This is a genomic window from uncultured Pigmentiphaga sp. (assembly GCF_937950555.1).
In the GTDB taxonomy this organism is placed as follows: Bacteria; Pseudomonadota; Gammaproteobacteria; order Burkholderiales; family Burkholderiaceae_B; genus Pigmentiphaga.
Genome location: NZ_CALFCW010000016.1, coordinates 1 through 3869, shown reverse-complemented (window position 1 = coordinate 3869; position 3869 = coordinate 1). Strand labels below are relative to the sequence as shown.

The window sequence follows — 3869 nt, the reverse complement described above, 5'->3', positions numbered from 1 at the left end:
ATCGGACAACGCATTGCCGAGACCCTGCGCGCCCACTGACACAGCAAGAGAATCTTCATGGCTCACATCGAACTGGACGCCCTGCACGAGCTGGCCTCTTCCGCGCTCGTCGCCGCCGGCGCCAACCCCGACATGGCGCGCGCGACCGCCAACGCGCTGGTCTATGCCGACGCACAGGGCCTGGCCTCGCACGGTGTATCGCGGGTGCCGTCCTATGCCACGCACCTGCGCAACGGCCGCGCGGTGGGCAGCGCCCAGCCGCGCGTGGCGCGCGAGCGCGGCGGCGCCGCGCTGGTCGACGCCGGCGCCGGCCTGGCCTTTCCGGCCTGCGAATTGGCGATCAAACAAGCCATCGACCGCGCCCGCGCGCACGGCGTGGCTTTCATAGGCGTCACCAACAGCCACCATTTCGGCGTTGCCGCCTACCACCTGGAATCGATCGCCCGGGCCGGCATGGTCGGCCTGGCCGTCGGCAATTCGCCGGCGGCGATGCCGGCATGGGGCGGCAAACGCGCCCTGTTCGGCACCAACCCCATCGCCGCCGCCTTCCCGCGCCGCGACCAGGCGCCGGTGGTGATCGACTTGTCGCTGTCGGAAGTCGCGCGCGGCAAGCTGATGACCGCCGCCCGCGACAACAAACCCATTCCGCTGGGATGGGCGCTGGACGCCGAAGGCAATCCCACCACCGATCCCAAGGCCGGCCTGACGGGCAGCATGCTGCCCATGGGCGGCGTCAAGGGCGCCATGCTGGCGATCATCGTGGAGTTGCTGGCCTGCGCCCTGACCGGCGCGCATTTCGGCTTCGAGGCGGACTCGTTCTTTACCGAGCAAGGCAACCAGGCCCGCATCGGCCAGGCTTTCCTGGCCATCGACCCGGAAGCGCTGGCGGGACGCGAGGTCTATCTCGACCGGGTCGAGACGCTGATTTCCGCCATGCTGGTCGACGAAGGCGTGCGCGTGCCGGGCGAGCGCCGCCAACGGCTACAGGAGCAGGCGCACCGACAGGGTTTGGAAATCCCGGACGGGGTGCTTGCCCAGCTACGGGAGCTGGCGGACAAGGGCTGATATCGCCCAGCGATCCTGCCCCCAGCCGTCCGGGTTTTGCCGGATCAGTCGAGCGTGATATCGAGGGTCTGGATGACTTTGCGATACCGGTCGGAATCGCTTTTCATGGCCTTGGCCAGTTCCTCAGGCGTCCCGCCCAGGCCGACCATTCCCATGGCAGCCAGTTTCTGCTGGATTTCCTGCGAGCGCATGGCCTGGGTCACCGCGGCCGCGATTTTTTCGCGCACCTCCAGTGGCGTTCCCGCCGGAGCCATCAGACCCGACCATGACACCGCGTCTCCGATGGACACCCCCGCCGACTCTTTCAACGTCGGGATATCCGGGGCCAGGGACGAGCGTTCCTCCGAGGCCATGCCCACCGCCTGAATCTTGCCCGCCTCGATCATCGACAGAGCCGATGGCAGTTGCGCGAACATGATGTCGATCTGGCCTCCGACCACGTCGCTGAGCGCGGCCGCGACGCCGTTGTATGGAATGTGCTGCAGCTTGATGTCCGCGGCCATGCCGAACATGGCCGCAACAAGATGCGCCTGGCTGCCCACCCCGGGGGAGGAATACGTCAGGCCGTGCGGCTTGCTCTTGGCCAGGGCGATCAGCTCTTTTCCGTTCTTCACGCCCAGCTTCGGCGAGACCACCAGCACGTTCAGCGCGGCGCCCACCTGGCTGACGGGCGTGAGGTCCTTGAACACGTCGAACGGACGCTTTCGGTAGAGATGCGGATTGACCGCCAGGTCGGATACGGGCACCGACACCAGGGTGTATCCGTCCGCAGGAGAGCGGACGACCGAGGTGATACCGATTGTCCCCACCCCTCCGGGCTTGTTCTCGACGATCACGGACTCGTTCCAGATTTCGGATAGCTTGAGAGCCATGGTGCGCGCGAGAAGATCCGCCGCGCCACCCGCGCCATAAGGCACGATCACGTGTACCGGTTTCGTCGGAAACGAGTCCGCGTCGTCTTGCGCATGGGCGGTACTGGCCATGACGGCAGCAGCCAGGCCGAATGCACATCGCATAAAGATGTTCTTCATGAACTTCCCCTTGATCCTATAAACGTTTTTAAGCTTCCTGCCTTGCAAGCACGGGGCTAATCGCAATCAGGACAGAACGAAGGACGGCACATGGCGTGCGCCGTCCGCTTCAACGGGTCCCATTCCTGCAAATTGGCCCAGACATGCTCCCCGAATCCTTGGGCGGCCGCTCGCAACTCTCCCAGATCCACACCCGGGATGCACCCGTTCTCCATACGTACCTGGCCGTTCGTGATGACGGTGTCCACGTCGTCGCCCACGCCGCACTCCACCAGGCTGCGTATCGGATCCCAGATCGGGCCGTAGCGCAGCACATCCTTGCGTTCGACCTTCACCGTGATGATGTCCGCGCGGGCGCCTTCCGCCAGCCTGCCGATGTCCGTGCGGCCCAGCGAATGCGCGCCGCCCAGGGTCGCGGCCTCGAATACCTCGGCGGCACTCGCGGCCGTCAGGTCGTGGCTCATGACCTTGCCGTGATAGGACGCAGTGCGCATGTTCATGATCATGTCGCGCGGATACGTATCGCTGCCTATGGTCAGGTTCACGCCTGCCTCGCGGTACTTTTTCCACGAATCCAGTACCCGCGCCCGGCGCACGATGTTGATGGGACAGTGGGAGATGGAAACTTTGTTCTCGCCCATCAGCTTGAGGTCCTGGCCGCCGGAGTAATTCAGGCGGGGGCTGTCCGAGATCAGATTGGCATGGCCTATGTTCAGCTCAGGAGTCAGCATGCCTACGCTGTCGAGCAACTCGATCGGCGTCTTGCCGTGCTCGCGTATGACCTCGTAGAACTCGATGACGTTGTATCCGGCATGCGTCGCCATCGGCACGCCCAGTTCGCGGGCCGCCTGGACGGTGCGGCGCAGGATATCCACACTGCAGTTTTCGATCTCGCGCGGCACCAGGATCCCGTGCACCAGGTCGTTGCCATGCTCCTGCACCCTGCGGATGAATTCCACCGCCGCGTCGAACAGGTGCGCGCCCCCGTCCGGATAGGCCTGGCGGCGAAGCTTTCCTTCGGCATCCGCCGCCCAGCGGCCGCTGTCGTAACCCGGGCCAAGGTAGCCCCGGACTCCCAGTGCCTCGCACTGCTTCCATAACGCCTGCTGCACCATGACATGGCCGCCGAGCTCGACGAAAGTGGTCACCCCATTACGCAGCAGTTCCGCCACGGTGAAGGCGGCATGCAAGGCAATGCCGGGATCGGTCTTGGCCTCTTCGCTGGTCAGGTAATTGGGATAACCCTGGATCTTCGTACCATCGCGGGCGATGGTGACATCCATGTAAGGCTGCCCGAACAGGTCTTTGCGCCCCCCGTCTGTCAGCAGCTTGTGCAAAGCACGATGGCCGGAATGCACATGGGTGTCGATGAAGCCGGGGCACACCAGGCTGTCGGTGGCATCGATGACCCTGTCGGCGCCGCCACGATAATCCGTACCCACATAGGTGATCCGCTCGCCTTCGTACACCACACAGCCGTTACGCAGCATCCGATGGCCGCCATCGGCAAAGCCCACTACCCATGCGCCGTCAACTCTAGTCCTCATTTCATCCCCAATGCCGTAGCAGTCTTGCAACAATGTCCGCGAAAACCGAATTAACTCAGCATACTGATTATTTGTTGACGCGACGATCGAAATCGCGGACTTCGGTCCGCCCCCCCCGCCGGAACGTGCTTTGGTTTGAAACCGCTGGCTGTTTCATCAGTATGCTGATGAAAATCATCATAGGTTTATCGGAGGTTGGCGTCAATCGTTTTTTGGCTAGGGTTAT

General features: G+C 63.8%; 3 protein-coding genes. 1 reads left to right on the top strand and 2 read right to left on the bottom strand.

Annotated features, from left to right (window positions below; translation table 11 throughout):
* Positions 1–57 precede the first annotated feature (57 nt).
* Positions 58–1065, top strand: coding sequence for an Ldh family oxidoreductase (locus Q0319_RS02925; RefSeq protein ID WP_299450773.1), 1008 nt, complete (start codon positions 58–60; stop codon positions 1063–1065).
* A gap of 44 nt (positions 1066–1109) precedes the next feature.
* Here Q0319_RS02925 and Q0319_RS02920 read toward each other — a convergent pair whose 3' ends face one another.
* Together Q0319_RS02920 and Q0319_RS02915 are read right to left on the bottom strand one after the other, a co-directional pair.
* Entirely contained in the window at positions 1110–2096 is a 987-nt protein-coding gene (locus Q0319_RS02920; protein WP_299450771.1) for a tripartite tricarboxylate transporter substrate binding protein, read from the bottom strand.
* Positions 2097–2152: 56 nt separating this feature from the next.
* Positions 2153–3643: a chlorohydrolase family protein gene (locus tag Q0319_RS02915; RefSeq protein WP_299450770.1), complete on the bottom strand. Its 1491-nt coding sequence runs from the start codon at positions 3641–3643 to the stop codon at positions 2153–2155.
* Positions 3644–3869 lie beyond the last annotated feature (226 nt).